Annotated in this window: 27 protein-coding genes, 1 tRNA gene and 1 pseudogene; 8 read left to right on the forward strand and 21 right to left on the reverse strand. The window is 61.8% G+C overall.

Annotation, left to right across the window (positions count from 1 at the left end):
• Positions 1–27: 27 nt before the first annotated feature.
• The 3 genes from AC0L3H_RS10280 to xylF form a co-directional block, all read right to left on the reverse strand.
• On the reverse strand, positions 28–822 hold the full coding sequence (locus AC0L3H_RS10280; RefSeq protein WP_236368827.1) for an ATP-binding cassette domain-containing protein: 795 nt from the start codon (positions 820–822) through the stop codon (positions 28–30).
• A gap of 93 nt (positions 823–915) precedes the next feature.
• Positions 916–2,235 (reverse strand): sugar ABC transporter permease, encoded by a 1,320-nt coding sequence (locus AC0L3H_RS10285; RefSeq protein ID WP_473585369.1) that lies wholly within the window; start codon positions 2,233–2,235, stop codon positions 916–918.
• Positions 2,236–2,375: 140 nt separating this feature from the next.
• Positions 2,376–3,416, reverse strand: coding sequence for a D-xylose ABC transporter substrate-binding protein (gene xylF, locus AC0L3H_RS10290; protein WP_473585370.1), 1,041 nt, complete (start codon positions 3,414–3,416; stop codon positions 2,376–2,378).
• 268 nt (positions 3,417–3,684) lie between these two features.
• Here xylF and AC0L3H_RS10295 point away from each other — a divergent pair, with 268 nt between their 5' ends.
• Positions 3,685–4,932, forward strand: a complete 1,248-nt coding sequence (locus AC0L3H_RS10295; protein ID WP_473585371.1) for an ROK family protein — start codon at positions 3,685–3,687, stop codon at positions 4,930–4,932.
• A gap of 120 nt (positions 4,933–5,052) precedes the next feature.
• On the opposite strand, the gene phoB is transcribed toward AC0L3H_RS10295, so the two are convergent.
• The 6 genes from phoB to AC0L3H_RS10325 all read right to left on the reverse strand — a co-directional run bounded on the left by phoB (position 5,053) and on the right by AC0L3H_RS10325 (position 11,447).
• Positions 5,053–5,742: a phosphate regulon transcriptional regulator PhoB gene (gene phoB, locus AC0L3H_RS10300; RefSeq protein WP_031254097.1), complete on the reverse strand. Its 690-nt coding sequence runs from the start codon at positions 5,740–5,742 to the stop codon at positions 5,053–5,055.
• A gap of 16 nt (positions 5,743–5,758) precedes the next feature.
• Positions 5,759–6,466 carry a phosphate signaling complex protein PhoU gene (phoU, locus tag AC0L3H_RS10305; protein WP_023797095.1) on the reverse strand — a complete coding sequence of 236 codons (708 nt, stop codon included), beginning with the start codon at positions 6,464–6,466 and terminating at the stop codon, positions 5,759–5,761.
• Between the two features lie 35 nt (positions 6,467–6,501).
• Complete coding sequence (gene pstB, locus AC0L3H_RS10310; protein ID WP_023797094.1) at positions 6,502–7,317, reverse strand: phosphate ABC transporter ATP-binding protein PstB; 816 nt, start codon at positions 7,315–7,317, stop codon at positions 6,502–6,504.
• A gap of 12 nt (positions 7,318–7,329) precedes the next feature.
• On the reverse strand, positions 7,330–8,943 hold the full coding sequence (pstA, locus tag AC0L3H_RS10315; protein WP_287299332.1) for a phosphate ABC transporter permease PstA: 1,614 nt from the start codon (positions 8,941–8,943) through the stop codon (positions 7,330–7,332).
• Positions 8,936–10,324, reverse strand: a complete 1,389-nt coding sequence (gene pstC, locus AC0L3H_RS10320; RefSeq protein WP_473512191.1) for a phosphate ABC transporter permease subunit PstC — start codon at positions 10,322–10,324, stop codon at positions 8,936–8,938. Before pstC ends, pstA begins: the two co-directional genes overlap by 8 nt.
• 118 nt (positions 10,325–10,442) lie before the next feature.
• Positions 10,443–11,447: a PstS family phosphate ABC transporter substrate-binding protein gene (locus AC0L3H_RS10325; protein ID WP_091593258.1), complete on the reverse strand. Its 1,005-nt coding sequence runs from the start codon at positions 11,445–11,447 to the stop codon at positions 10,443–10,445.
• 778 nt (positions 11,448–12,225) lie between these two features.
• Between AC0L3H_RS10325 and AC0L3H_RS10330 the strand changes: the two genes are divergently transcribed.
• The 3 genes from AC0L3H_RS10330 to AC0L3H_RS10340 all read left to right on the forward strand — a co-directional run bounded on the left by AC0L3H_RS10330 (position 12,226) and on the right by AC0L3H_RS10340 (position 14,523).
• Entirely contained in the window at positions 12,226–12,588 is a 363-nt protein-coding gene (locus AC0L3H_RS10330) for a hypothetical protein (protein ID WP_473585372.1), read from the forward strand.
• Between the two features lie 301 nt (positions 12,589–12,889).
• A complete protein-coding gene (locus AC0L3H_RS10335) occupies positions 12,890–13,105 on the forward strand; it encodes a hypothetical protein (RefSeq protein WP_473585373.1) in 216 nt (71 codons plus the stop codon).
• A 719-nt stretch (positions 13,106–13,824) separates the two neighbouring features.
• Positions 13,825–14,523: a hypothetical protein gene (locus AC0L3H_RS10340; RefSeq protein ID WP_473585374.1), complete on the forward strand. Its 699-nt coding sequence runs from the start codon at positions 13,825–13,827 to the stop codon at positions 14,521–14,523.
• Between the two features lie 464 nt (positions 14,524–14,987).
• On the opposite strand, the gene AC0L3H_RS10345 is transcribed toward AC0L3H_RS10340, so the two are convergent.
• The 7 genes from AC0L3H_RS10345 to AC0L3H_RS10375 all read right to left on the reverse strand — a co-directional run bounded on the left by AC0L3H_RS10345 (position 14,988) and on the right by AC0L3H_RS10375 (position 18,487).
• A complete protein-coding gene (locus tag AC0L3H_RS10345) occupies positions 14,988–15,878 on the reverse strand; it encodes a glutathione S-transferase family protein (protein ID WP_473585375.1) in 891 nt (296 codons plus the stop codon).
• 27 nt (positions 15,879–15,905) lie between these two features.
• Complete coding sequence (locus AC0L3H_RS10350) at positions 15,906–16,487, reverse strand: VOC family protein (protein ID WP_473585376.1); 582 nt, start codon at positions 16,485–16,487, stop codon at positions 15,906–15,908.
• A gap of 183 nt (positions 16,488–16,670) precedes the next feature.
• The gene (locus AC0L3H_RS10355) at positions 16,671–17,090 is read right to left on the reverse strand and encodes a type II toxin-antitoxin system HicB family antitoxin (RefSeq protein ID WP_473585377.1); all 420 of its coding nucleotides are present in this window, start codon (positions 17,088–17,090) and stop codon (positions 16,671–16,673) included.
• A 5-nt stretch (positions 17,091–17,095) separates the two neighbouring features.
• Positions 17,096–17,284 carry a type II toxin-antitoxin system HicA family toxin gene (locus AC0L3H_RS10360; protein ID WP_473494700.1) on the reverse strand — a complete coding sequence of 63 codons (189 nt, stop codon included), beginning with the start codon at positions 17,282–17,284 and terminating at the stop codon, positions 17,096–17,098.
• Between the two features lie 257 nt (positions 17,285–17,541).
• A tRNA-Glu gene (locus AC0L3H_RS10365) sits at positions 17,542–17,616 on the reverse strand.
• An 89-nt stretch (positions 17,617–17,705) separates the two neighbouring features.
• Complete coding sequence (locus AC0L3H_RS10370) at positions 17,706–18,113, reverse strand: VOC family protein (RefSeq protein WP_473585378.1); 408 nt, start codon at positions 18,111–18,113, stop codon at positions 17,706–17,708.
• A complete protein-coding gene (locus AC0L3H_RS10375) occupies positions 18,110–18,487 on the reverse strand; it encodes a fimbrial protein (protein WP_473585379.1) in 378 nt (125 codons plus the stop codon). The genes AC0L3H_RS10370 and AC0L3H_RS10375 overlap by 4 nt, the downstream gene beginning before the upstream one ends.
• Before the next feature lie 25 nt (positions 18,488–18,512).
• Here AC0L3H_RS10375 and AC0L3H_RS10380 point away from each other — a divergent pair, with 25 nt between their 5' ends.
• Both AC0L3H_RS10380 and rpoH read left to right on the forward strand, forming a co-directional pair.
• Complete coding sequence (locus AC0L3H_RS10380) at positions 18,513–19,592, forward strand: RluA family pseudouridine synthase (RefSeq protein ID WP_473585380.1); 1,080 nt, start codon at positions 18,513–18,515, stop codon at positions 19,590–19,592.
• A gap of 207 nt (positions 19,593–19,799) precedes the next feature.
• Positions 19,800–20,711, forward strand: a complete 912-nt coding sequence (gene rpoH / locus AC0L3H_RS10385) for an RNA polymerase sigma factor RpoH (RefSeq protein ID WP_473515481.1) — start codon at positions 19,800–19,802, stop codon at positions 20,709–20,711.
• Between the two features lie 108 nt (positions 20,712–20,819).
• On the opposite strand, the pseudogene AC0L3H_RS10390 reads toward rpoH, so the two are convergent.
• Positions 20,820–20,891, reverse strand: a pseudogene (locus tag AC0L3H_RS10390) (DUF2274 domain-containing protein); the annotation flags it as partial.
• A gap of 207 nt (positions 20,892–21,098) precedes the next feature.
• On the opposite strand from AC0L3H_RS10390, the gene AC0L3H_RS10395 reads away from it, so the two are divergent.
• Positions 21,099–21,614, forward strand: a complete 516-nt coding sequence (locus tag AC0L3H_RS10395) for a hypothetical protein (RefSeq protein WP_473585381.1) — start codon at positions 21,099–21,101, stop codon at positions 21,612–21,614.
• A gap of 88 nt (positions 21,615–21,702) precedes the next feature.
• On the opposite strand, the gene AC0L3H_RS10400 is transcribed toward AC0L3H_RS10395, so the two are convergent.
• From AC0L3H_RS10400 to AC0L3H_RS10415, 4 genes are all read right to left on the reverse strand, one after another.
• A complete protein-coding gene (locus AC0L3H_RS10400; RefSeq protein WP_023797072.1) occupies positions 21,703–22,575 on the reverse strand; it encodes an MBL fold metallo-hydrolase in 873 nt (290 codons plus the stop codon).
• 145 nt (positions 22,576–22,720) lie between these two features.
• Positions 22,721–23,380 carry a peroxiredoxin gene (locus AC0L3H_RS10405; protein ID WP_027152994.1) on the reverse strand — a complete coding sequence of 220 codons (660 nt, stop codon included), beginning with the start codon at positions 23,378–23,380 and terminating at the stop codon, positions 22,721–22,723.
• A gap of 210 nt (positions 23,381–23,590) precedes the next feature.
• Positions 23,591–23,956 carry a cell division protein ZapA gene (locus AC0L3H_RS10410; RefSeq protein ID WP_023797070.1) on the reverse strand — a complete coding sequence of 122 codons (366 nt, stop codon included), beginning with the start codon at positions 23,954–23,956 and terminating at the stop codon, positions 23,591–23,593.
• An 11-nt stretch (positions 23,957–23,967) separates the two neighbouring features.
• Positions 23,968–24,240, reverse strand: coding sequence for a DUF4164 domain-containing protein (locus AC0L3H_RS10415; protein WP_023797069.1), 273 nt, complete (start codon positions 24,238–24,240; stop codon positions 23,968–23,970).
• 304 nt (positions 24,241–24,544) lie between these two features.
• On the opposite strand from AC0L3H_RS10415, the gene tkt reads away from it, so the two are divergent.
• Entirely contained in the window at positions 24,545–26,536 is a 1,992-nt protein-coding gene (tkt, locus tag AC0L3H_RS10420) for a transketolase (RefSeq protein WP_473585382.1), read from the forward strand.
• Positions 26,537–26,638 lie beyond the last annotated feature (102 nt).

Raw genomic sequence — 26,638 nt, forward strand, 5'->3', positions numbered from 1 at the left:
CACATCACATGACAGGTAGTTGACGCTTCAGGCGGCGATCTTCAGCGCGCCTGGTCCCGGAATGGCGCCGGGCGGGCACTTGCCCAGAATGATCATGCCGAGCACCTCGTCCTGGGTCACGTCGCCGGTGCGCGCCGTGCCAACGACCCGACCATTCTTCATGACGCAGACGCGGTCGGCAAGCTCGAACACATCGTGGATGTCATGGCTGATCAGGAAGATGCCGATGCCGTCGGCCTTGAGCTGCATGACCAGTTCGCCGACCTGCGCCGTTTCCTGCGGTCCCAGTGCCGCCGTCGGCTCATCCATGATCAGGATGCGGGCGTTGAACAGGATGGCGCGCGCGATCGCCACCGACTGCCGCTGGCCGCCCGAAAGCTTGACCACCGGCTCCTTGAAGCGCTGGAAGCGGGGATTGAGCCTGCCCATCACCTTGCGCGCCTCGGCCTCCATGGCGCCATCGTCGAGCGTGCCCCAGCCGGTCATCAGCTCGCGGCCGAGGAACAGGTTGGCGGCGGCGTCGACATTGTCGGCGAGCGCCAGCGTCTGGTAGATCGTCTCGATGCCGTATTTCTTGGCGTCGCGCGGATTGGCGATCGAAGCCTCCTCGCCATTGACGAAGATCTGGCCCGAATCGCGCTTGTAGGCGCCGGACAGGATCTTGATCAGCGTCGACTTTCCCGCACCGTTGTGGCCGAGCAGCGCCACGACCTCGCCCGGGAAAAGGTCGATCGACGCATCGTCGACGGCGCGAATGCCGCCGAAGGCAATCGAGATGTTGCGCATATCGATCAGTGGCGTGGGAGCAGTCGTGTCAGCCATGATCGTTCCTCTCCATGGTTTTGCCGAACATGATGTTAGACCGAAACGGATGTCCACTTTTCGCTGATCCGGACCTTCGGCTCGGGATCATGCTCAGACCCGCTTGCGGTAGACGGTGTCGAGCCAGACGGCGACAACCAGCACGGCGCCGACGACGACGCTCTGAAGCGGCGAATCGATGCCGAGCAACACCATGCCGGACTGCAGCGACTGCATCAGAAGCGCGCCCAGCATGGCACCGAGCACCGTGCCGGAGCCGCCGGCCAGCGACGTGCCGCCGATGACGGCTGCTGCGATGACCAAGAGCTCGTCCAGCGTGCCCAGCGCATTGGTCGCCGCATTGAGGCGGGCCGAAGCAATTGCCGCGCTGATCGCGGCCAGAACGCCCATGATCATGAACACTTTCATGGTCACCCAGCGCGTGTTGATGCCGGCGAGTTCCGCCGCTTCCGGGTTGCCGCCAATGGCAAAGACGTAGCGGCCGAAACGGGTGCGCCGGGTGATGAAGGTCATGACGATGCCGACTGCGACCGCGATCAGCACCGGTATGGCGATGCCATGGGCGATGAACAGCCCGCCTTCGGGGATGGTGATGCCGTTCCGCTGGGCGTATTGGCGAACGATGCCGATCGGCCACGGATAGGAATTGGCGATCCAGACGGCGCCGAGGATGGCGGCGCAGGCGACAACACCCAGCAGGCTCTCCGCCCAGACCGGGCGCAACGGAAACTTGAAGCGCTTGCGCTGCGACCGGCCGTTGAGCAGCATCAAGGCGACGGCCACACAGGCGAGAATGCCGACGATCCAGCTCGCGGTCGCCCCGATCGAGCCACGCGGCCCGCCACCCATCAGTTGGAAGGTGGCATCGAGCGGCGCGACGGTGCGCCCGCTCGTCATCAGCCACGCCATGCCGCGCCAGATCAGCAGGCCGCCCAGCGTCACGATGAAGGCCGGAACCTCGAGATAGGCGATGATGAAGCCCTGAAGCGCGCCGATCATGAGGCCGAGCACCACGCCGGCAGCCAGTGCGATGACCCATATCCAGGGATTTCCGAGCTGGAACCCCATGACGCGGATGAGGAATTCTGCCTGCGCAACGCCCATCACCATGCCGATCACGCCTTCGACGGAGCCGACCGAAAGATCGATGTTGCGCATCACGATGACCAGCACCATGCCGGTCGCCATGATCGCGACCGAGGAAGTCTGCACCGACAGGTTCCAGAGATTGCGCGGCGTGAGGAAAAGCCCACCCGACAGGATGTGGATTCCAACCCAGATGATCAGCAGCGCGCCGACCATGCCGAGCATGCGTATGTCGAGCTCGGTTGCCTTGAGGAAGCGGCCGAAGGGGCTGAGCTCGGATTCACGCGCCCGATCGGCAGCCGGCGTGTTGGAAGTCGCGTCGGTCATGATGTCCTCCCACCGTTGCCGTCTGCCGCGGATGCCGGAAGCAGCATAAACGTTACCCGCGAGACGCGGGAAAACAACTCTTTTGAAAAAAACGCCGCGGCGTGAAACCGCGGCGTCTCAGGTTTTTTGGCGAAGGCGGATCAGTTGCAGACCGGTACAGTGCCCGCTGCCACGCCGGCGCAGACCTCTTCCTGCTGGATCCAGCCGGCGTCGATGACGACGTTGAGATTGTCCTTGATGATGGCAATCGGCGTCAGGAACAGCGACTTGACGACATTGCCGCCGGGCGTGGTGAAGTCCTTGACGCCGGCAATATCTGTCATCGGCTTGCCGTCGGCCAGCTGCGAGGCGATCTCGGCAGCGTTCTTGCCGAGCTCGCGCGCGTCTTTCCACACCGAGACGGTCTGCGTGCCGAGCGCGATGCGGTTCAGCGCGGCATGGTCGCCGTCCTGGCCCGAAACCGGGACGGATCCGGCCAGGCCTTGCGCCGTCAGCGCCGCGACGACGCCACCGGCGGTGCCGTCATTGGCGGCAACCACCGCATCGACCTTGTTGTCGTTGGCGGTCAGGAACTGTTCCATGTTCTTCTGGGCGTTGGCGGGAAGCCAGCCGTCCGTATAAGCCTCGCCGACATTCTTGATCTTGCCGCTGTCGATGGCATCCTTGAGCACTTCCATGGAGCCGGCGAACAGGAAATCGGCATTCGGGTCGGCGCCCGAGCCCTTGATGAAGACGTAATTGCCTTCCGGCGCCACCTTGAACACTTCGCGGGCCTGCATGCGGCCGACTTCCTGGTTGTCGAAGGTCAGATAGAAGACGTCCTTGTTCTCGATCAGCCGGTCATAGCCGACGACCGGAATGCCTTCGTCCAGCGCCTTCTGCACCGCCGGACCGATGGCCGAGGCATCCTGCGCAAGGATGATCAGCGCGTTGGCGCCCTGCGAGATCAGGCTTTCGACGTCGGTCAGCTGCTTGCCGGGATTGGACTGAGCGTCAGCGGAGATATATTTGTCGCCGGCGGCCTCGATCGCCGCCTTCATGGCGGCTTCGTCGGTCTTCCAACGCTCTTCCTGGAAGTTCGACCACGAAACGCCAATGACCTTGTCCTTGGCCTGCGCGGCCGACGCGAGCGTCAGCGACATAGCGACCCCCGCCAAAATGGCGGCTGCGAATCTCTTCATGATATTCCTCCCTGCGCCGCGTAGGGCGCGACCAACTGGCCCGAAGGCCGGCACAAAGGCTCTATTTTTTCGAGCCTCGAAAAAATACTGGTCCAACGCCGAAGCACTGTCAACACCAATTCTGATGGATTTTGACGTCCTCTCGCGCTTTTTTTCGATGCTCGGAATAAATAATGACAGCCCCTTCTGCTTCTGCCAGTATTTGTCGGACATTACCACGACGGCTTCCGATTCATGAGCGGCCGCGGCAATGAGGAGGAAACAAAAAATGTCGGTGGGAATCCGTCATGACGATCTGCGCCGGCGCAACCGGGCGATGGTGATTTCGGCCGTGCGCCGGGCAGGCCAGCCGTCGCGGACCGAGATCGCCGCGACCACCGGCCTCAGCCATTCGACCATATCGGCGATCTCTGCCGACCTGATCCAGGAAGGCATCCTGGCCGAGAGCAAGGCGAGCGAGACGGTTTCGCTGAAACGCGGCCGGCCGCAGGTCGGCCTCAGCCTCAATCCGCAAGCCGCTGCGGTGTTGGCCGTCGTGTTGTCGCTGAATTTCCTGTCGGTCGCCGTCATCGATTATGCCGGACAAGTGGTCGCCGAGGACCAGCGCCGGCTGGACACGCTGACCATGTCGCGCGACGCGCTGATCGGCGAAAGTGTCGCCATCGTCCGACGCCGGCTCGAAGATCCCGACCTCGATGTCCAAAGCGTCGCCCGCATCGCGCTGGCGATCCAGGGCATCACCGATTCCCACGCGCGCGCCATGTTGTGGTCGCCGATCACGCCGCAGACGAACATCGCCTTCGCCGACATTCTGGAACGCGAGTTCGGCATCCCGGCCATCATGGAGAACGACTGCAACATGATGGCCGTGGCGCTGCGCTGGCGCCACCCGGATCGCTACCGCGACGATTTCATCGCCATCCTGCTCTCGCACGGCATCGGCATGGGGCTGGTGCTGAAGGGCGAGCTGTTCACCGGCACCCACTCCTCGGGCGGCGAATTCGGCCACATGATCCATCGGCCGGGCGGCGCGCTTTGCCGCTGCGGGCGGCGCGGCTGCGTCGAGGCTTATGCCGGCAACTACGCCATCTGGCGCAACGCAAGGCTGTTGAGCGAGAACGCCGAGCCGGTCGCCGATGTCAGCGACGCCGAGATGCGGGCACTGGCGGCCCGGGCGCGCGAGACGGACGGACCGGAGCGCGAAGCCTACCGCAAGGCCGGCGAGGCGCTCGGCTTCGGGCTCGGCAGCCTGTTTGCGCTGATCGATCCGGCGCCGGTGGCCATGGTCGGCGCCAGCGCTGCCGCCTTCGACCTGATCGAGCCGGCGCTGCGCGAGGCCATCGCCCAGACCGCCGGCGGCCAGCATTCGGGTTCGATTTCCTTCGACACCGAGCCGAACGAGTTGCCGCTGATCCGCGAAGGCTGCGCCATGCGGGCGCTAAGCTTCGTCGACCAGGAGATTTTCGCGCCGAGCATCCAGGCACGAGCCGGCTCGGTCGGAAAGAACGTGGCTTGAAGGATTCCCGGGTCGCGACTTGGGGTGTGTTGAGATTCAGGTCAGGCCGAGTCGAGAATGGTGGGTTCCGAGATCCGGAGCGGAGCGTACTTTGGGGTACGCCGGAAGCGCAGGTATCAGCTAGTCTTCCCTGATCGCATAGCCGGCGCCGCGGATGGTGCGGATGACATCGGGCATGCGACCATTGTTGACCGCCTTGCGCAACCGGCCGACATGGACGTCCACGGTGCGCTCGTCGATGTAGATCGTCTCGCCCCAGACATTGTCGAGCAACTGGCTGCGCGAGAAGACCCGGCCCGGGTGGCGCATCATGAATTCGAGCAGCCGGAATTCGGTCGGCCCGAGCCGGATCTCGCTCTTCTTGCGATAGACCCGGTGCGATTCACGATCGAGCATGATGTCGCCGACCTTGAGCACGCTGGACAGCACTTCCGGCTTGGCGCGGCGCAGCAGCGCCTTGACCCTGGCCATGAATTCCGGTGTCGAGAACGGCTTGACCAGATAGTCGTCGGCTCCGGTCGAAAGGCCGCGCACCCGGTCGCTCTCCTCGCCGCGAGCGGTCAGCATGATGATCGGCAGCCGCTCGGTTTCGGGGCGCACCCGAAGCCGCCGGCAAAGCTCGATGCCGGAAACCGCCGGCACCATCCAGTCGAGCACCAAAAGATCGGGCACGTTTTCCTGCAGCCGGATTTCGGCCTCGTCGCCGCGCGTCACCACCTCGACCTGATAGCCTTCGGATTCCAGATTATAACGGAGGAGGACGCCCAGCGGCTCTTCATCCTCCACCACCATGATGCGCGGCGCGATCATCGGCCGGTCACTCCTGTCATGTCGCCGGCGCCGACATCGTCGTTTCGTCGAGCTTCGGGCGATCCGCCGGCAATTGCTGCCCGGTCACGACAAAGTAGGCGTTTTCGGCGATGTTGGTGACGTGATCGCCGATACGCTCGAGATTCTTGGCGCAGAACAGAAGGTGCGTGCAGGCGGTGATGTTACGCGGATCCTCCATCATGTAGGTCAGGAGCTCGCGAAAAACCGCCGTGTATTTCACGTCGATCTTCTGGTCGTCGGCGCGCAGTTCCTTCAACGCGCCGGCATCGCGCGACACATAGTGCTCGACCACGCCGCGCAGCTGCACAAGAACGAGGTCCGCCATCGCGTCAATACCGTGCGACAGATTACGCGGCGTCGCGCTCTGCCCGACTGCGCTGACCCGCTTGGCTATGTTCTTGGCCAGATCGCCGATGCGCTCGAGATCGCCCGCCATGCGGATTGCGCCAACCACGGCGCGCAGATCCTGCGCCATCGGCTGCCGCTTGGCGATCAGCGTGATGGCGCTGTCGTCGAGCTCGCGCTGCCGCGCATCCATGATGGCGTCGTCCGAGACGACGCGCTGCGCCATCGCATTGTCCGACGCAAGCAGCGCGCGGATCGAGGCCGCTACCATTGCGGCGGCGAGCTCGTCCATGTCGCGGATCAGCCTGTCGATGTGCTCCAGTTCCTCGTCGAAAGATGCGACGGTGTGTTCACCCATGGTGCTGTCCTCGTGTTCGAAATTCGCCGGACCGCTCAGCCGAACCGGCCGGTGATGTAGTCCTGGGTGCGCTTGTCGTCGGGGTTGGTGAACATCTTGTCGGTCGCGCCCTCCTCGACCAGATAGCCGAGATGGAACATCGCCGTGCGTTGCGACACGCGCGCCGCCTGCTGCATCGAATGGGTGACGATGACGATCGTATAGTTCTGGCGCAGTTCGTCGATCAGTTCCTCGACGCGGGCGGTGGCGATCGGATCGAGCGCCGAACAGGGCTCGTCCATCAGGATCACTTCCGGCGACACGGCGATGGCGCGCGCAATGCACAGGCGCTGCTGCTGTCCGCCGGACAGGCCGGTACCCGACTCGAGCAGGCGATCCTTGACCTCGTTGAACAGGCCGGCCTTCTTCAGGCTCGATTCGACGATGCCGTCCAACTCGGCCTTGCTCCTGGCCAGGCCGTGGATGCGCGGACCGTAGGCGACGTTTTCGTAGATCGACTTCGGAAACGGGTTCGGCTTCTGGAACACCATGCCGACGCGAGCTCGCAGCTCGACGACATCGATTTTCGGGTCGTAGACATCCTCGCCGTCGAGCGTGATCTTGCCGCTCACCCGCGCGATATCGATGGTGTCGTTCATTCGGTTCAGGCAACGCAGGAACGTCGACTTGCCGCAGCCCGATGGGCCGATCAACGCCGTCACCTGATGCTCGCGGACATCGAGATCGACGTCGAACAGTGCTCGCTTCTCGCCGTAGTGAACGGAGACCTTTTCGCCCTTCATCTTGATCGAAGGGGCGTTGGTTGCGCTGCTCAGTTTCTGCTCGACGCCGGCTTCCGTCATGATGTTCATATCCTCTACTCCTTACCAGCGCCGCTCGAAGCGCCTGCGCAGTATCACCGCGATGGCATTCATGATGACCAAAAACACCAGCAAAATCAAAATCGCCGCCGAAGTCTTCTGCTGGAACCCCGCTTCCGGGAAATCCGCCCACATGAATATCTGCACCGGCAGGATCGTTGCGGGATCGGTGAAACCGCCGGGAATGTCGACTATGAAGGCGACCATGCCGATCATCAGCAACGGCGCGGTTTCGCCCAGCGCATGCGCCATTCCGAGGATGGTGCCGGTCATGATGCCCGGCATCGCCAGCGGCAGGACGTGATGGAATACGGTCTGGACCTTGGAAGCTCCGATGCCAAGCGCCGCCTCGCGGATCGACGGCGGCACGGCGCGCAGCGAAGCGCGCGAGGCGATAATGATGATCGGCAAGGTCATCAGCGCCAGCACCATGCCGCCGACCACCGGGGCTGAGCGCGGCATGCCGAAGAAATTCAGGAATACGGCAAGTCCAAGCAGGCCGAAGACGATCGAAGGCACCGCCGCCAGATTGTTGATATTCACTTCGATCATCGTCGTCAGCCGGTTCTTGGGCGCAAATTCCTCAAGATAGATCGCCGCTGAAACGCCGATCGGGAAGGCGATGGCGAGGGTTACGATCATGGTCAGGAACGATCCGACGACCGCGCCCCAGACACCGGCCAATTCCGGCTCGCGGCTTGCGCCGGTGAAGAAGAAGATCGAGTTGAACCGGCTTTCGATCAGGCCGGCGCTCTTCAGCGTGTCGAGCCAGACGATCACCTTGTCCGAAATCTTTCGCGATGCTTCCGGCGTCTCGATGACGCGCAGGAATGCCTGGCCGCTCGCGGCGGGCGCCGTGCTGTCCAGCGCCTCGATCACCGTGCCTTTTGCGATCACCGTGCCGTTGGCCGCAGGCGACAGCGAGGTCAGCTTGACCGTGCCGCCATTGAACGCGACCAGCAGCGACGACGCGCCGCTCGTCAGCGTAAACATGCCGTTTTCGCCCTCGGTCGCACCATGGCCGCGCGCCAGCGCCAGCATGGCATCGTCGCCGAAGGTCAGATCGATGTCGCCGCTGGTTCCCGAAGGCGTGACGCTTGTCGAAATCGCTTCGTCCGAACCGACGTCGGCAAGCAAACCCTTGAGATAGAGGTCGGCAAAATCGTCAAGTGGAACCGCATAGTCCACCGTTCCTCCGAGCATCCCCGGATCAGCCGCAATATCCTTGCGCAGGAACACGCCTGTGCCGGTGGAAATCAGCCCGCGCAGCAGGCGCTTGTCCTGGCGGCTCGTCACATCCGGAAATTTTGCCGTAAGCGCTTCCTGAGCGATGGCGTCGTAGTTCACTTCATCGAGTTTCGCCGGGTCGACCTTGGCTGCTGAAAGATCGATCGGCAGCGTCACATAGTTCTGCCGCAGCGCCGGAATCGCCTGCGTGACGATCGTCGACAGGAGCAGCACAAGGAACAAGCCGGCCAACGCGACAGCCGCGGCGCCGAGCCATTTGAACCACGTTTCCGTGCGGTAGCGGCCCTTCAGCCGCGCCTTCGCGGCATCGTCGGTATGAATGCTGACCGGCCGTCCGACGGCGCCGAATGACGAGATCGCATCAGTCATATTGCTCTCGGTATTTCTGGACGACGCGCAAAGCGACGATGTTGAGGGTAAGCGTGATGCAGAACAGCACCAGGCCGAGTGCGAAGGCTGCAAGCGTCTTGGCGCTGTCGAACTCCTGGTCGCCCACCAGCAGCGTCACGATCTGCACGGTCACGGTGGTGACCGCTTCGAGCGGATTTGCCGTGAGGTTTGCCGCCAGCCCCGCCGCCATGACCACGATCATCGTTTCGCCGATTGCGCGGCTGACGGCAAGCAGCATCGCCGAAACGATGCCCGGAAGGGCAGCGGGAAGGACCACCTTGCGGATGGTTTCCGACTTGGTCGCGCCGAGGCCGGCTGAACCGTCTCTCAGGGATTGCGGAACGGCGTTGATCACATCGTCGGAAAGCGAGGAAACGAAGGGAATGATCATGATACCCATGACCACGCCTGCGGCGAGCGCGGATTCAGACGCGACGTTGAGGCCCAGGCTTTCGCCGATACCGCGGAAGTAGGGCGCAACCGTCAGCGCGGCGAAGAAGCCGTAGACGACGGTCGGAATGCCGGCGAGGATTTCCAGAACCGGCTTTGCGACCGCGCGGACGCTTTTGGAGGCGTAATCCGAAAGGTAGATCGCAGCCATCAGCCCGATAGGCGCAGCCACCAGCATGGCGATGAAGGTGATGAGCAACGTGCCGGCAAAGAGCGGCACCATGCCAAAAATGTCCTCGTTGACCGCCCCGGCCTCGGCTCCCGCGCCGGTGAAGGCGCTCTGCGGCGACCAATGCGTGCCGAACAGGAACTTGTAGAACGGCACCTGTTGGAAGAACCGCAGCGACTCGAAGATAAGCGACAGGACGATGCCGATCGTCGTCAGGATCGCGACCACCGAACAGGCGATCAAGAATGCGCGAAGAACGCGCTCGACCACGTGGCGCGCCCGGTAGGCCTGTGCGATGCGTGAATAGGCCCAGTAAAATCCGGACGCGGAAAGCACGAGTGCGACGGTCCAGATGATCCAGGTGCTGGTCGCATGGACCGATTTGTAGAGGGCGGCGGCCGCCTCTTTCGTCGGGTCGGCGAAGCCGACAAGCCCGCCAAAGGCCATCGCGCGAGCGTCGCGGATGAAAGCTTCGACCTGCGGGACGCCCATTCCCGACAACTCGGAGGCGAAGCGGTCGGCAATGATCGACGATTCAATTCCCGGCGTCACCAGCGACCACAACACGATCGCAAGCAGCGCGGGACCGGCAGCAAAAAGCGCCAGAAACATGCCATGCTGGCCAGGCAGCGAATGCAGTCGCGCGACGTCGCCATTGACGCTGGCAATAGCGCGGGTCCGGCCGAGCCAATAGGCAGCAGCGGCCAGAACCACCAGAAGAACAACGAGATAACCGACCATGATTCGGGACGTCCCCTCGACCGCCGGTCATTCACCGGCTCAAAGCACGGGACCTATGGTCCCGCGCTTTGTGCTTTAGGATATGAGGGGTCAGAGCGGTAGGCTCGACCCCGAAACATCAGGAGCCCATGCCCTTCAGGGCCTTGGCGTTTTCGGCCGACTTGGCGCGCTCGGCGTCCGGCAGCGGGATCAGGCCCTTGTCGGCCAGATAACCATCAGGACCCCATGCAGCATCCGAGGTGTACTCGGCGATGAACTCCTGCATGCCGGGGATGACACCGACATGCTCTTTTTTGGCATAGACAAAGAGCGAGCGGGAAACGCCGTAATCGCCTGATGCGATGTTCTCGAAAGTCGGCTCGACGCCGTCGACCTTGTGGCCCTGCAGCTTGTCGGCGTTCTGGTCAAGGAACGAGAAGCCAAAGACGCCGAAGGCATTGGGGTTGGCTTCCAGCTTCTGGACGATCAGATTGTCGTTTTCGCCGGCCTCGACAAAAGCGCCGTCTTCGCGGATCTCGCCGCAGCCCTTTTCATTAGCCGCCTTCACTTCTTCCTGGCAGGCCGCATCCATGACGAGTTCGACGAACGCATCGCGCGTGCCGGATGTCGGCGGCGGGCCAAGCACCTCGATCTTTGTCGCGGGAAGCGATGCATCGACATCCGACCAGTTCTTGTAGGGGTTGGGGACGACCTTGCCGTCAACAGCGACGTTCTTGGCGAGCGCCTTGAAAACCTGTTCCTTGGTCAGATCGACGACAGTCCCTGCCTTCGAGTTGGCCAGTACGATGCCGTCGAAGCCGACCTTGATCTCGACCGGCGTCACGCCGTTTGCCTTGCAGGTCTTAAGCTCGCTGTCCTTGATGGCGCGCGAGGCATTGGTGAAGTCGGCGGTATTTTCGCCGACGCCCTGGCAAAACAGCTTCATGCCGCCGCCGGTGCCAGTCGACTCGACGACCGGGGTCTTGATCTTTCCGCTCTGGCCGAGCTTTTCAGCGACAGCCGTCGTGAAGGGGAACACTGTGGACGAACCAACGATTTGAATCTGGTCGCGCGCGGCGGCATAACCAGCCGACGCGGCGAGCGCAAGCGCCGCGGCCGACGCCGTAAGGAGGAATTTCTTCATGTGGCCTGCTCCTGTTCGGAAAAATGGTCTCTCGGCGCCATTCCTTCGGCGCCCGCTGAGGCCATAGCCCCCGATTATTACAGTCACATGACAGTTTGATGTCAGCCCGGTAACCGCCGCACAGCCCTGTCAAAAGGAAGGGCCGCGGGTCTCGCCGGTACAGCCGTGGTTTGCCGCTGGAATCAGCAGCTTGCGCGAATTGCGGCCGGCATTTGCCTGGACAGGCGAACAACTGGCGCCGAAAAAGAAAATCCGGGCGGGAGCGCGTTGCATGCGGCCAAGGAGGTCATGGCCGTGCCATCGCCGAAGCAGGTCCGTTGGGGTAAATCTGACCCTGCTTCTTGCCGGCGGTCGCTGCTCCCGCCCGTAACTGGAGGAGCGGAACTCGAATGCGCTTATTGTTCCAACCGGACGCATGCTTTGGTATGGTGCGATCGCACCATAGTCTTGTCGCAACGCGTCGCCGAATCGGCTGGACCCGACAGGCTGACGTGGCTATCCCGCGCGTGGATTTCCCCGTCCGCGGACCTTTTCGAGCAAGACGCCGCCTGGGGCTAATGGGCTTAGGGCTGATGGGCTTGGGCAGGCAATCGTCCATGCCCGCTCCCAATCGCGCCAAAGTCGCGCCAGGGACGCTGCGGCACTTTGATTTTTGCGCATGATCCCCAGCGAAATCGATTCCGATTCTCCGGGTCATGCGCTAGCCTTGCCCGCAGTGTATTCCGACGGTTGTCGGTAGAACCGAAGCCGCGTTATAGATCCCGCAAGGGTGTTGCCGATGTTGCGACGGATCCTGCCTTTTTTCGTGTGCCCGATGCTGCTGCTAGGGGGCGGCTGCTCGCGCAGCTACGACGGCACCGTCGTCATTCCAAGGCCGCTCGATGTCCGGCGGTTCTGGGACCGGCCGCAGCAGCAGGCGCAAGCCGAACAGCGGCAGTTGCTGCAGACCGATGTCTTTCCTGCGGCGCGCGAAACGCCGGAAACAGCGGCGGCCCGCAAAATCGACACCTCCGCGGCGCCGAGAAGGAAAATCGCCAGGATTGCCAAACAACCGCCGACGCCGTCATCCGAGCCGGCGAAACCGCTCACCTGCAGGAACGTCAGCCAACCTGGGAAACGGGTCCGCATGGTCTGCGAATAGCCAGCCGGCCGCCCCGAAAACGTTGCTGCGCAGCTGCCGCAGCGGTTCGGTCAGACGCGCAGGCCGAGAGCTGACTGGTGGGTTTCGGGCTGCCTGATCGGCGTTGCCGGCAGCCGCGTTGAACCTTATCCGGCCTTCGACGTTAAACAGCCATTGCAGTGCCGCCCGTCGCTTTGGACGCACAACACACGCTGTGGCGTTTTGATTTGGCGCATGGTCCTTCCGAACCGAAGGGCAACGGAGCGGAGATCGATCCCGATCCCTTGGGTGATGCGCTAAATGGTCAAAGGAGACCGAACACATGTCGATTCACTTCACTGTCTCGGACGTGACCAGAAATCTGCTTCACTCGCTGAGACTGGACCATGAGCGCGCGCCGAGACCCCTCAGCCCTGAGCAAAGTCTTTTGCTGGAATGCTACCTGGCCGGTCAGATTCCGGAATCGGCCTGGAGCGACTACGTCTTCGAGACGCCGGAATTGGCACGCCATGTCAATGCGAGACGCGGGCAACACTGATATCTGGTGAACCGGTCCGATCGCTCGAGGTAACGCCACCAAACAACGCTTGGCTGAATCGGCGGCCCGATCAGCATGCCGCTGCGCTTGAAGCCGCGGCTTCCCGGGGACAATAGCCCGCGAGACAAAAAGGCCGGCACATGGCCGACCTTTCCTTCCACCTCGACCGCGCCAGTACATCCGTGGTCACGGGTTGGAGGTGAATTGCCGACCAGTAGATAGAGATTTGGTTAACGAATCCTTAACCGACGGGAACTGCTCGTCGACGCGTCGTGGCCAATCTGATTTGCGTCTTCGTGATCAGTGCAGAAAGTCGTCTTTAAATGCGGCACATATTATTAATCGTTGTACACCAACGTGTTAGCGTATGAGGCATATCGAAGATGCATGTCGCGCAAAAGCATGCCTCGGGCCTGACCCGAGGCTGCGCAGCGTTTTTGCGATAACGACATGCATAAAAACAAGAACTTAAAGCGCGTCGCATTGGATCCGTTCAGCCGCAACGCGCTTTAGCCTATTCTGGAAGTCGACTTATGGCCGTGCTTGGCGCTCTCCCTCCTGGCGTTCGCTGTCGACCAATTCGCGAAGCAGATTGGCAAGGAGTGGTCGACTGCCTGTGCCGGGGGTTTCCGAAGCGTGACCGGAGTTACTGGATACAGGCGCTAACCCGTTTGGCGCAGCGGCCTCCCGTCGCGGAGTTCCCACAATACGGCTTGGCCTTGGAGAAGGCCGATCGGATCGTCGGCGTTGTGCTGACCCTGTATACCCGTTATCCCGGGCAGGAAGGCGACGAAGTCCGCTGCAACCTTTCAAGCTGGTCCGTCGACGCAGAATTCCGTCCCTATGGCGCCAAATTGGTCACGACGATTCTCAAGAGAAGGGACGTGACCTACACCAATATTTCGCCGGCGCCCGCAACGTTGAAAGCCAACTGGGCGCTCGGCTTTCGCCCCTTCACCACCGGACAATTTGCGTTCTTGCCGGCTTTTAGTTCGGCGCAGCGGTCATGTCGCGTGCTTGAAGCTCGTCCCGATCTTGCGGAAATGGCGATGCTGTCCGACAGCGAGAGATACGTACTCTCGGAGCACTCAGCACTTGGCTGCCGGTCATTGATTTGCATTTGCGACGGAGCAGCGTTTCCTTTCGTATTGATGCCGCGCCGGATATTGCGCGGTCTTATCCCATCCTATCAGATCGTCTATTGCCGCTCTCTCGCGGATTTGAGCCGGTGCGCCGGTGCCATCGGGCGCTTTCTCTTGCGAAGCGGCATCCTGCTTTGCGTCGTCGACGCCACGGAGCCGATTGGAGGTCTGTTCGGGTGGTACCGCGCCAACAGCGGGCTGAAATATTTTAGGGGTCCCAGACCACCCTCGCTTGGAGATCTGTCGTTCACCGAGCTTGTGATGTTCGGTCCCTGAACGACAAGCGCAGCATCAGTCATGCCGCACCGCTTCGCAGCTGAAATGGCAAAAGCGAACCCCCGCCTCCCGGGGCGAGGGTTCCATTTTTGAAAACGACGATCTGTTACTGAACAGGGGCTGTCTGAGCTGGCGGGGTTGCGGGTGCCGGCGTCATTGTGTCGGCTGGAGGCGGCGGCAATTGCCCAGCGGTCGTCGCCTGTGTTCCTCCCGATTGAGTTTGGTCACACGCCGCCAGGGCAGCAAGCGCCAGGCCGAACGCGGCGAATAAGGGTAGTTTGCGGGTCATATACAGTCCCTTCCATGGACGCCACCCGCAGGCCCGATCATCAGGACCGCTGCCTCCAGGTCAACCGTCGCTTCGTCGTCGACGCTTCAAACATTCTTACGTCCCGTAAAAGGTGGCGGGCCTTCGAGCTCGGTTTCGGTCGGCCTGGGCAAGCAAAACCGTGAGAGTGAAAGCCTCACGCCCCGGCCTGCGACTTCACATAAGCGATATAGCCGCGCACGTCGGCCGCCGGCTCGGCATAGGCCTTGCCGAGCTTCTTCTCGATCGCCGCCATGTACTCCTTCGCCCATTGGGGCAGCGCGTAGTCGATGGCGGCCAGGAATTCGAGCGTCGCCGCCAGGCGGATGTCGGCGATCGACGGGTTCTTGCCGCCGATGAACGGCTTGCCGTTCCTGAAGAAGCTGTGAAAGACCTCCAGCGGCTCGGCTATCGCTGCTATAGCGGCCTTCTGGGCTTCCGCCTTCTTGTCGGGATGAGCGTCGCTGTGGCCGACCTCGCCGGCATATTGCGGGAAATTCAGCGCAGGATAGGTGGCGCGCGCCACATAGGGGTAGAGCGTGCCGATCAGGTAGAACATGGCGCTGTCGATCATCGCCCGCTTCGCCGGCGCCTTGGGATATAATTTCTCCAGTCCGTGCTTGTTGGCGAGATATTGCATGATGGCGCAGCTTTCCCACAACACGCCCCTTGGCAGGCCCTTGTCCTCGATCATCGGCGTCAGATGGGCCGGGTTTCGCGCCATATACTCGGGCGAGCGCGTGTGGCCCCATACGTCGGTCTCGGAATGGTCGAGCCCGGCCGCGCGCGCAAACACCCGTACGCTCATATTGTTGACGCTCGGCTTCAGCATGCTGAGCATCAGTGCAGACTTCTTTCCTGATTTCGCCTTGGTCTTCCGCGCGGATTTCGCGGACGCCTTGCCTGCAGCTTTTGCGGCGACGTTCGCTGCCGGCTCGGCGGAAGCTTTCGATGCTTTGGCCGCAGGCTTTGTCGCGGCCTTGGCAGCTGGTTTCGTAGCGGCCTTGGCGGCCGGCTTCTTCGCATTCTTCGTTGTCGTCCTTGCCATTGTGTCCTCCCTTTGTTTGGCCTGTTGTCAGAATGGATTTTTCGGCGCGCGGTCTTCTGACAAGGTCGCACGGGAGCGCTCGACCAGCGCCTGGATCGCGTCGGCGAGATGCACTTCGGCGATTGCGTAGTCGCCGCGCGCGACGCGAAGCTTGTGCGCCTGCATCAGCACGTCGGCATGGGTAAATCCCGCCGGCGGCTCGAAACGGTAGGAAGCGAGCTCGATCAGCAGGCCGAGCGGATCCTCGAAGTAGATCGAATCCATAAAACCGCGATCCTTGACGCCGCTGTGCTTGATGGCGCGCTCGTCGAGCCGGGCGACCGCCTGCAGGAAGGTGACCCGCGACACCGCAAACGCGATGTGATGGACGCAGCCCGGATCGGTCGGCGTGCGCCGTTTCTCCGGCGTGCGGCTCTCGTCGGTGAAGATGGTGATCAGCCGGCCGTCACCCGGATCGAAATAAAGGTGGCTTTCGCTGGCCTTGTCGAGATTGGGCTGCTCGAAGATGAAAGGCATACCAAGCACGCCCTCCCAGAAGTCGATCGAGGTCTGGCGCCCGGCGCCGACCAGCGTGATGTGATGGACGCCTTGCGATTGCAATTTCTGCATTGGCCTTCCTCCCTGGCAGCCGGACGCCTTCGTGTTCTCTTCGCCCCGGTGCCGCTCGAGGTTGTGCTGCCTTGTGCCTGGCACGAGGAGTATCAGGAGATGCTAAATCAACCGGCGACGATGCGCCAGAAGCCAGGCCATAGGGACACTTGCATTGGAAGGCCTGGGTAGCGCAAACGGAAGCTAAGCGCTGCGAGCCTTTCGGCCGCCCTCAAGCTCGATGATTCTTTGAGCCGCCTTCGCGATAAAGCCGGACCGGGTATAACCGTGCGCCTCAGCAAAGGCGTCAATTTGGCTTAGAACATCTTCAGCGAGCGTGATGTTCACGCGGACAGCTTTCTTGGCTTCGGTCTTCACCGCAACCAAGATCGCGACGCCGTCTCGATTATCGGCGTCGGCCATGACGCCTTCCAAGCTGGAGGGTTCTGGAATGGCTTCGCCATCTTCGACAAGCCCTTCGATGTGAAAGCCAAGGGCCTGCTCAGCCATAGCACGAGCGTCGTCCAGATCGGTGCCGGCGGTGACAACGCCGGGAAAATCGGGAAAGGACACACCGAAGTCGCTGTCGGTATCCTTATGGATCAATCCGATATACTGCTTCATTGTATCTACCTCAGCTTTAGACCGGATTGACGTTCAATGCTCCGCAAGGTTCCCAAAGGAATATCCCTTTTGGGGTGCGGAACCGTGACTCTGCCGGCTTTCTTCTTGTGTTTGAATTGTGCATGGCTGCCCCTTCGAGCAACTTCATACCAACCATCAGCCTCCAGGGCTTTGATCACGTCTGCACTTTTCATGTGTATAAATACACACTAGCTGCAAAAGATGCAACAAAAAAGTGAAAGTCAGTCTTTCAAATAGCCGTGTCCGGTCAAAGGCTCGGATTCTTCCGAGTAGGGTTCCAGGCATTTATCGCACGCGCGGGGCCTATGCCCACGGTTGCGTCCAGCGCCTCCGGACCTTAAGGTCCGCCATCATTCGCGGCCATACATGGTCGTTTATCGACCAATGCTCGATGTAAAAGACCGCAAGAGCGCTAAGTCGATGAAGTCCTTGGTACGCCCAAGGGGAATCGAACCCCTGTTCCCGCCGTGAGAGGGCGGTGTCCTGACCGCTAGACGATGGGCGCGTTCAAGAACCGGCGATATAGGCTGACGGCCGGGAAAAAGCAACTGGGCTTCTGGCAGTCAATGTTGCCGGGAAAATATCCGTTGCAGGCTATCGTTTTGGCTCGATCAGGTCCCAGAGATTTCCATGGAGATCGGCGAAAACCGCTACCGTGCCATAGGGCTCAAAGCGGGGCGCCTCACGGAATTCGACGCCCTTTTCGAGCATTGCCGCGTGGTCGCGGGCAAAATCGTCGGTCTCGAGGAACAGAAAGACGCGGCCGCCGGTCTGGTTGCCGATCCGGCTTGCCTGCATATCGTCCGACGCTTCGGCCAGCAGCAGCTGCGCGCCTTGTCCGTTCGCCGGCGCCACCGTGACCCAGCGCTTGCCGCCGCCGAGATCGACGTCCTCTGTGAGCAAAAAGCCCAGCCTGTCGACATACCAGGCGATCGCCTCATCGTAATTGGCGACGACAAGCGCAACGCTGGCGACGCGGCGATTTTCGGCGAAACCAGTCATTTGTTGCGGATCGAGAAGCGACCGATGATGCGGCGCTCGGTGATGTCGTAGACAAGAATGGCGCGGCTGCCGTCGGCAAGCTCCGCATCGATGGAGACGCGGTTGCCGGAAAGCGACTGGCTGATGACCTTGGCGCCGACCGGCATCACGATGTCGCCGGTCAGCGGCTCGCCTGATGGCACCTGGATGTCGCCGGCAAGGGATGGGGCTGCCGGTGGCGCGGTGCGCGTTTTGTAGACAAGGGCTGCAATCACCACCATAAGGGCGAGGAACAGCAGGCCGAGATTGATGGCGACGAAGCGGACGAGCTTCTTGCGCACCTTTTCGACTTCGAGGTCGAGCGGCTTTTCCTCGTCTTCATCGGCAGCAGCCATGGCAAACATTCCGGAACGATTTTCGATGAGCGCTCATAACGAAGAGACCCCGATATTGATAGAGGATGGATTGACGGGCGGATCGCCAAACGGGGGATCGCCAGACGGATCGGTCGTGCTGGAAGCAGGCACCGATGCGGCCGGCCAGCGGCTCGACCAATGGCTAGCGGGCAAGCTCGGCCCGGACATGTCGCGCAGCCGGGTGCAGATGCTGATCCGGCAGGGCGCCGTCAAGGTCGACGGCCAGCCGGTCAATGAGACCAAACGCAAGATGGCAGCCGGTGAACGCGTATCGGTCGACATGCCGGAGCCGGAGCCGGCGGAGCCGCAAGGCGAGAACATCCCGCTCGACGTCCTCTATGAAGACAATGAATTGATCGTCATCGACAAGCCGCCGGGGCTGGTCGTCCATCCCGGTGCCGGCAACTGGACCGGCACGCTGGTCAATGCGCTGATCCACCATTGCGGCGACAGTCTTTCCGGCATCGGCGGGGTGCGGCGGCCGGGCATCGTCCACCGCCTGGACAAGGAGACCAGCGGCGTCATGGTCGTGGCCAAGACCGACCGCGCCCACAAATCATTGTCGGAGGCCTTTGCCGACCATGGCCTGACCGGCGATCTCAAACGCGCCTATCTGGCGCTGGTCTGGGGCATTCCGATGAGACCGACAGGCACGGTCGACGAGCCGCTCGGTCGCGCCGCCGACCGCGTGCGCCGTGCCGTGGTGCCAGAGGGCCGCGACGATGCCCGCCACGCCGTCACGCATTTCACGGTGGTCGAGCGCTTTGGCGAGCAGCAAAAGGAGTTTGCCACGGCGAGTCTGGTCGAATGCCGGCTCGAGACCGGCCGCACCCATCAGATCCGCGTCCACATGGCTCATATCGGCCATCCGGTCGTCGGCGATCCCGATTACGGCCAGGCCTTTCGCACCAAGGCGAACCGGCTGCCCGAGCCGCTGAAAGGCCGGGTAAAGGCCTTTCCGCGACAGGCATTACATGCCCGCCTGCTTGAATTTCGGCATCCGACTACCCATTTACCGATGAGGTTCGAGGCGCCGCTACCGAGCGACATGGAGGAACTCGTGGACGGCTTCCGCAGACTCTGAACCGGCTTCATCCATTCAAAACCAGATCGGCAAAAACCTGACCCGCGTTGTTCACTTTGGCGTGACACACTGTTTCGTGTTGAACCAAATGCTGTCCTTTCTGGTTTTGTTCCTGTATACATCCGCTGTCGCGAACGAGCCTTTTGGCGTTCGTGATTTATGCCCGCCGCGTTAGGGGGCACCACTCCAAGAGAGAGGGGCGCTATCATGGCCCAGTCACTACCCAGTATCGTTTCCGGCGAAGGCGGCCTCAGCCGCTACCTGGAAGAAATCCGTCGCTTTCCGATGCTTCAGCCGCAGGAAGAGTACATGCTCGCCAAGCGTTATGCTGAGCACGAGGACACAACGGCTGCGCACAAGCTCGTCACCAGCCACCTTCGGCTCGTCGCCAAGATCGCCATGGGCTATCGCGGCTACGGCCTGCCGATCGGCGAGGTGATCTCGGAAGGCAATGTCGGCCTAATGCAGGCCGTCAAGAAATTCGAACCGGAGCGCGGCTTCCGGCTCGCCACCTACGCCATGTGGTGGATCAAGGCCTCGATCCAGGAATACATCCTGCGCTCGTGGAGCCTGGTCAAGATGGGCACCACCGCCAACCAGAAGCGGCTGTTCTTCAACCTGCGCAAGGTGAAGGGCAAGATCCAGGCGCTCGACGACGGCGACTTGAAGCCCGAGCAGATCGCCGAGATCGCCACCCGCCTCAACGTGTCGGAAGCGGAAGTGGTGTCGATGAACCGCCGCCTGTCGGGCGACGCCTCGCTCAACGCGCCGATCCGGGCGAGCGAAGGCGAGTCCGGTGAGTGGCAGGACTGGCTGGTCGATGACCACGAAAGCCAGGAAGAGGCGCTGATTGAGCAGGACGAACTGGAGAACCGGCGCGGCATGCTGTCCGGCGCTCTTGCCGTGCTCAACGAGCGCGAGCGGCGCATCTTCGAGGCGCGCCGCCTGGCCGAGGAGCCGCTGACGCTGGAAGAGCTGTCGGCCGAGTTCGACATCAGCCGCGAGCGCGTGCGCCAGATCGAGGTGCGCGCCTTCGAGAAGGTGCAGGACGCGGTCAAGGCCGCAGCCAAGCGCCAGATGCAGGCGCTGCGCACCATCGAGGCGCAGCCGGCGGTGTAAAACCTCCGGCGGAAACAAATAGCGGCGGCGCTAGGTAACTGGCGCCGCCGTTTTTTTTATGGGTCCGCCGTCTGCTGTGGAGAACTGTCCCTTGGTGCCATATTCCAGCTAGGGCTGCCGGTTCCGCCGCACCTTCGCGAACGCCCGATCCGTCGCCATAAACCGCTCAATCATCGGTGTGGTGGCCGGCTCATAGCGGCATTATAGCAATTTTCCCCAAGCCCTGGAATCCGCAACGCTGCAAATTGTGGCGGCAATGTTCCGGCGCCGACACGAGCTTCCGTCGCGAAATTTCACGAGGCGGCGCTTGCGGCAAGCGGGCGCGACAATGGGCCTCCAGGGTTGCGCTGGGCAGTTGAGCTCGCCTGTTTGGAAATCAAAGGCAGTATGACGATGACGATTTCTCCGTTTCTCACCGCTCTCGGATCCGAAGGTCCTCCAGCCGACCGAGCGAAAGACATGAACCTGTATGGATGGCTAATTGGAAGCTGGGAAATGGACACGGTCCACTACCGCGATGACGGCACAATCCAGAAGTGGAACGGAGAATGCCATTTTGGCTGGGTGCTCGAAGGCCGCGCGATTCAGGACGTCTGGATCAGGCCCAAGCGCCCTGCGCCGTCCACGATGTATGGCACGACTTTGCGCATCTTCGATCCTGGGATCGATGGCTGGCACATCATATGGAACGACCCGCTCAACCGAGATTATTCGCGCCAGATCGGGCGGGCCGAGGGTAAGGACATTGTCCAACTCGGCACGGATTCGCGCGGTCTGAAAACTCGATGGCGTTTCACCGAGATCACTGCCAACAGCTTCCATTGGATCGGCGAGGAAAGATCTTCCGAGAGCAACCCTTGGCAAATCACGTATGAACATTTAGTCCGCCGAACAAAACCCTGAAGCTAGACTGGCTGGCCTCTGCGCTGCCCCTCATCCGGCAGGGCGATGAGGGGCGGCGCCGAGATTGCAAAAGTTGGACCCGCGCCCCTCAAAGGCAATCCAACGGAAATTTCAAATAGCGGCGGCCGTTGGATTCCGGTTCCGGCAGGCGCCCGCCATTCATGTTGACCTGCAGCGCGTGCAGGATCAGCCTCGGCATCGGCAGCGTCCTGTCGCGCGCCTCGCGCAACGCAACGAAATCGGCCTCCGTCCTGCAAGCGGCAACATGGGTGTTCTTGGATTTTTGTTCCGCGACCGTGCTCTCCCACAAGGGCTCGCGCCCCTCCGCCTGGTAGTCATGACCGACGAACAGACGTGTCTCGTCCGGCAGCGCGAGGATATTTTGGATCGAGCGCCAGAGTTGCGCGGCACTGCCGCCGGGAAAGTCCGCTCTCGCCGTGCCGCTGTCCGGCATGAACAGCGTATCGTGGATGAAAGCGGCGTCGCCGATCACATAGGTGATCGAGGCCAGCGTGTGGCCCGGCGAAAAAAGCACCTTTGCCGGAACGCCGCCGACCGAAAAGGTCTCGCCGTCGGCAAACAGCCTGTTCCACTGGGACCCGTCGGCAGGAAACCCCGGCCAGTTGTAGATTGCCTTCCACAGTTTCTGGACGTCGACGACCTTCTCGCCGATCGCCGTCGGCGCTCCTGTCTTCGTGCTGAGATAGTGTGCCGCCGAGAAATGGTCGGCATGCGGGTGGGTGTCGAGGATCCATTCGACAACCAGCCGTTGATCTCTGATGAAGTCGAGCAGGGCGTCGGCATTTTTCGTGGCAGTGCTGCCGGACTTCTCGTCGAAATCCAGGACCGGATCGATGATTGCGCATCGTCGCGTCTGCGGGTCGGCAACGACATACTGGATGGACCCGCTCGGCTTGTCGTAAAAGCCTGCCACCTGCAGCTTGGCCGATGATGCGTCCAATCCCGGCTCCCTCAACTCCCACCCGGCAGGAATGGTTTTCCCTGCCGGGGTAAAAGAAGAGCATGGTCATTCGCCAGCGCCACGCCGTCAAGCACCGCATGCTTCGCCGAGGCAAAATAGCCGAAAATCCTTCCGTGCCGCTCGCTCAGGCGGAGGGCTGCTTGGTCTTCCGCAGATACGGCAGGATCGTCTCGAAGGCGCCGAAACGCTTGACCGCATCCTCGTTCGAAACAGCGGCGGTGATGATGACGTCCTCGCCCTGCTTCCAGTTCGCCGGCGTCGCCACCTGGTGCTTGGCGGTCAACTGTATGGAATCGATCGCACGCAGGATCTCATCGAAGTTGCGGCCGGTCGTCATCGGATAGGTGAGAACCAGCTTGATCTTCTTGTCGGGGCCGATGACATAAACTGAACGCACCGTAGCGTTGTCGGCGGGCGTGCGACCTTCCGAGGTTTCGCCGGCGCCCGCCGGCAGCATCTCGTAAAGCTTGGCGACTTTGAGGTCCTTGTCGCCGATCAGCGGGTAGTTCACCGATTGGCCGGTCGCCTTTTTGATATCTTCCTGCCATTTGCCATGGCTTTCGACCGGATCGACGGAAATCCCGATGATCTTGACGTTGCGCTTCTTGAACTCGCCTTCCAGCCCGGCCATCGTGCCGAGCTCGGTCGTGCAGACCGGCGTGAAATTCTTCGGATGGCTGAAAAGCACTGCCCAGCCGTCACCGATCCATTCGTGGAAGTTGATCGTCCCTTGCGTGGTTTCGGCCGTGAAATCCGGCGCGGTGTCGTTGATACGAAGGCTCATGATGCGTCCCTACCCTGTGATTGCAGCCGGCATTGACCATCCACCGGCCCTGCTTCCGCCTTTTTACCACTGCGGCGTCATCCTTCATACGCCTGTTGCACCGGTAGCGGCGCGGGCGACGAAAACTTTTTCGCCTTTTGTCGTAAACAGCAGCATTTCGCGCCCATTGATGCCGGCGCATAGGGCGCTGGGCGCGACAGCAGTGGAAATCTAGGCCTTGTTCACCGCCAGCGTCGTCGCCAGATCTTCCATGCGCTGGGCGAGCGCGCCAAGCGCCTGGGTCAGTACGGAATCGTTCTTGTCGGCCTTGGTCAGCGCGTCGTCACGCGTCTTGCGCAGCGTCAGCACTTCGCTTTCCATGCCCTTGACGCGTTTTTGCAGTTCCGAAAGCTCGTCCATGACCATGATGCCGGCCATCACCGTCAGCCGCTGGTCGCCGATTTCGCCGAATGAGTCTTTCAGATGCGAGACATAGCGGTCGAAGCGCTCGGCAAGGTCGATCAGATGCTCTTCCTGGCCTTCGTCGCAAGCCATGCGATACTGCTTGCCATCGATGGAAACCGTGACTTGTGCCATTGGGCCAGCCCCTATCTATCCAACACGGCGCGGATGGTTTCCATGGCGGTCACCAGCCGACGCGACACTTCCTTGTTGGCGTCTTCCAGCCGTTCGGCGCGCGCTTCGGAATTGTCGAGTTCCTGCGCCAGCCGCGAGCGGTCGGCGTTCATGCGCTGCACCTCCGCCTCGGCTTCCGTATAATCGCGCTCGTGCTCGAGCTTGGCCGCGACGGCGTTTTCCAGCCCCTCGATGGCCTTACCCAGCCTGGCGATGACTTCCTTGAGTGTCGTTTCCCCGGTCATGGCTTTCGTCCTGCGCCCTGCCCATCACCGAATCATCCACGTTCAGAACGCGTTATGTCTGAAACATTACGCGCCGTGTGAAGCCAACGTCAATAAAGCTCTCGCGACTGTCCCCTGCTAACGCTAATTTAGGCCACCAAAGCCCTTCTGGCGCCATCGCAAGTCCGGCAAAAGCGCCGGTTTACTGACCAACAAGATCGGCAAAAACGCGCCGGTTTGTTGACTAAAAAGCCGCGCCTGCTATGTGTCGCGCACCCCTTTCCAGGGCTCTCCCAAGGCCCCGAACCCCGACACTGGAGGAAGCATGACCTCGCGTGAACAACATGACCGGATGGCCAATGCGATCCGTTTTCTTTCCATGGACGCCGTCGAGAAGGCCCAGTCCGGCCACCCCGGCCTGCCGATGGGCTGCGCCGACATCGCCACGGTGCTGTTCACGCGTTTCCTGAAATACGATGCGAAGAACCCGCATTGGCCCGATCGCGACCGTTTCATCCTGTCGGCCGGCCACGGTTCGATGCTGCTTTATTCGCTGCTTTATCTGACCGGCTACGAGAACATCACCCTCGACCAGATCAAGCATTTTCGGCAAGTGGGATCGAGGACGGCGGGCCATCCCGAATATGGCCATGCCGCCGGCATCGAGACGACGACCGGTCCGCTCGGCCAGGGACTTGCCAATTCGGTCGGTTTCGCGCTCGGCGAGCGCATCATGAATGCCGCCTTCGGCAACGACCTCGTCGACCACTACACCTATGTGCTGGCCGGTGACGGCTGCCTGATGGAGGGCGTTTCCCAGGAAGCCATCGCGCTTGCCGGACATCTCAAGCTGAACAAGCTGATCGTCTTTTGGGACAACAACAACATCTCGATCGACGGCCCGGTTTCACTGGCCGACAACACCGATCAGGTCGCCCGCTTCCAGGCGTCCGGCTGGAACGCCAGCCACATCGACGGCCAGGATCCGGAAGCGATCGCCTATGCCATCGAGGCGGCGCGCCATTCCGACAAACCGACGATGATCGCCTGCAAGACGACGATCGGCTTCGGCGCGCCGACCAAGGCCGGCACCAACAAGGCGCACGGCTCGCCGCTCGGCGCCGAGGAAATCGCCGGTGCGAGAAAATTCTTCGGTTGGGATTATCCGCCTTTCGAGCTTCCTGCCGATATCCTCGATGCCTGGCGCGACGCCGGCAAAACCGGCATCAAGGCACGCGCCGACTGGGAAAGCCGCCTTGCCAGGGCCGACGCCCAGTTGCGCAGCGAATTCGAGCGCCGCATCAGTGGCACGCTGCCGGCGAATTTCGACGCCGTCATCACCGACTACAAGAAGAAGCTCTCTGCGGACAAACCGAAGGTCGCCACCCGAAAATCGTCGGAAATGGCGCTCGAAGTCATCAACGGCGCCGTTCCGGAAACCATCGGCGGCTCGGCCGACCTGACCGGCTCCAACAACACCAAGACCAGCCAGACCAAGAACATCACCTCGGACGATTACGGCCAGCGCTACGTTCACTACGGCATCCGCGAGCACGGCATGGCCGCCGCGCTCAACGGACTGACGCTGCATGGCGGCCTCATCGCCTATGGCGGCACGTTCATGTGCTTTTCCGACTATGCCCGTCCATCGATGCGGCTCGCCTCGCTGATGGGCATCCGCTCGATCTTCGTCATGACCCACGATTCCATCGGTCTCGGTGAAGACGGCCCGACCCATCAGCCGGTCGAGCATCTGGCCGCACTGCGCGCCATTCCGAACCACAATGTCTTCCGCCCAGCCGACGCGGTCGAGACCGCCGAATGCTGGCAGCTGGCCATCGAACAGGAAAAAACGCCTTCGACGCTGGCGCTGACCCGGCAGAACCTGGCGGCGGTGCGCAACGACTTCGTTGCGGAAAACCTTTGTCGCCAGGGCGCCTATGAGCTGGCCGCTGCCAGTGGCGATGCGGCGGTGACGATCTTCGCTTCGGGTTCCGAGGTCGAGATTGCGCTGGCGGCGCGCGAGGCATTGGAGAAGCACGGCCATCCGACCCGCGTCGTCTCTGTGCCCTGTTTCGAATTGTTCGACAAGCAAAGTCGAGATTACCGCAACAAGACGATCGGCAACGCGCCGATCAAGATCGCCATCGAAGCCGGCATCCGCCAGGGCTGGGATCATTTCATCGGCACCGACGGCATCTTCATCGGCATGACCGGCTTCGGCGCCTCTGGCACGATCGAACAGCTCTATCCGCATTTCGGCATCACCGCCGAAGCGACGGCGAAGGCGGCGGAAGCCCGCCTGCACGGCGAGTAAATGTGCTGGTCTCCAGCGAAGCCGCACATGACGGTTTCGCCGGCAGCCGCGACCTAATGGACTTAAATCCAACCCATCGACGGCTGGATTCTTTGCCAGCCC

The sequence above is a fragment of the Mesorhizobium sp. WSM4816 genome (assembly GCF_055811535.1).